At 55.8% G+C, this 1,662-nt stretch carries 1 protein-coding gene; it reads left to right on the top strand.

The features are described 5' to 3' along the window. The first annotated feature begins 71 nt into the window (after positions 1 to 71). A protein-coding gene (locus tag HU767_RS28480; RefSeq protein WP_178949136.1) for an IS3 family transposase occupies positions 72 to 1,624 on the top strand; the annotation gives its coding sequence in 2 pieces (ribosomal slippage) (positions 72 to 534 and positions 534 to 1,624; 1,554 coding nt in all). Positions 1,625 to 1,662: the final 38 nt, after the last annotated feature.

Genomic DNA, 1,662 nt, shown 5'->3' with positions numbered 1-1,662 from the left:
CCCCCGGTGTCAGGCTAGTTGTCGCCTCTCCAAATTCCTAAAAGCATTTCGGGGGCGGCAAGAGTATGGTCATGCCTTTCTATTCACCTGAACGTAAAGCCGCGTTGCTGAAAATGATGCTTCCGCCCCTTAGCCTCTCTGCCAAAGAGGTCGCGCGTCGTGAGGGTTGCAGCGATTTTTCTCTTTATCAATGGCGCAAACAAGCGGCTGCCCGAGGCACTCAATTGTCCGAAAAAAATCAACCAGTAGAGAACTGGTCAGCCGAGTCAAAACTGACAGCGATCATCGAAACATCAGCACTGTCGGAACTGGAAATGGGCGAATATTGCCGCCGAGTGGGCATTTTCCCTGAGCAGGTCGCCGCTTGGCGCAACGAGTTTATTGCTAACAGCACCCATCAGCCGATCGGTAGAAAAGCTGATGCCGCGCAAGTGCGGGGAGACAAGAAACGCATCCAACAACTGGAACGTGAACTGCGCCGCAAAGATGCCGCTCTCGCTGAAACGGCGGCTCTGCTGGTGCTGCGAAAAAAGCTCAATGCCTACTGGGGAAGCGACGACGAGGACAACTGACCTTGTTGCCAGAACGGTATTTGCTCGTGGGTTGGCTCAACGAAGCCATCACGGCGGGCGCCCGTAGGGCGCCTGCTTGTCAGGAAGTCGGCATTTCGCTCAGGACGCTGCAACGCTGGAGTTTACCGTCCGAAATCCTCGCCGATGGCCGTACGACAACGATCAGGCCCATACCCGGTAATGCGCTCAGTGAACTGGAGCGCCAAAACATCCTGGTGCTGTGCAACAGCAAGGCCTACGCCCATTTACCGCCAAGTCAGATCGTGCCGCAATTGGCAGACGAAGGGCGTTATCTCGCTTCGGAGGCCACCTTTTATCGGGTGCTCAAGGCTGCGGGCCAGCAGCAACACAGGTCACGAGCCAAGAGACCACAGCATCATGCGGCACCGACGACGTATGCCGCGACGTCGGCCAACCAGGTGTGGTCCTGGGACATTACCTATCTGCCCACGCCGATTCGCGGGCAGTTTTACTATCTCTACTTGATCGAGGACATCTACAGCCGCAAAGCCGTGGGCTGGGAGGTCTACGAAGTAGAAAGCGGAGAAAAGGCGGCGGCACTGCTGCAACGAAGCGTGAATCAGGAAAAGTGCTGGCAGCAGCCGCTGGTGCTCCACTCGGATAATGGCGCGCCCATGAAGTCGGTGACACTGCTGTCCAAAATGTACGATTTGGGCATTACGCCTTCGCGAGGACGACCTCGCGTCAGCAACGACAACCCTTATTCCGAGTCGTTATTCAGAACATTGAAGTACTGTCCGCAGTGGCCCTTGGGCGGGTTCGACAGTCTGGATGATGCGCGTGTCTGGGTTCGGGATTTTATGGTCTGGTACAACACCGTGCATCGCCATAGCAGCATCCGCTTCGTCACGCCGGCCCAGCGTCATGAAGGCAAGGACAATGAAATCCTCGCCCGCCGTGACACTGTTTACAGATTAGCTAGAGCGAAAAAACCTGGACGGTGGTCAGGAGAAACACGTAACTGGAGGCCAGTCGGGACGGTGTATCTGAACCCTGAAAGAGAGCTTACTGTGATCGCAAAAGTGGCATAACAAAACGGTGAACGCGACAACTACCTTGAAAAACGCCG

It is taken from the genome of Pseudomonas sp. SWRI179, from assembly GCF_014268705.1.
Taxonomy (GTDB): Bacteria; Pseudomonadota; Gammaproteobacteria; order Pseudomonadales; family Pseudomonadaceae; genus Aquipseudomonas; species Aquipseudomonas zanjanensis.
Note: the sequence above shows the minus strand (reverse complement) of the source record. Positions and strands in the feature narration are given on the sequence as shown.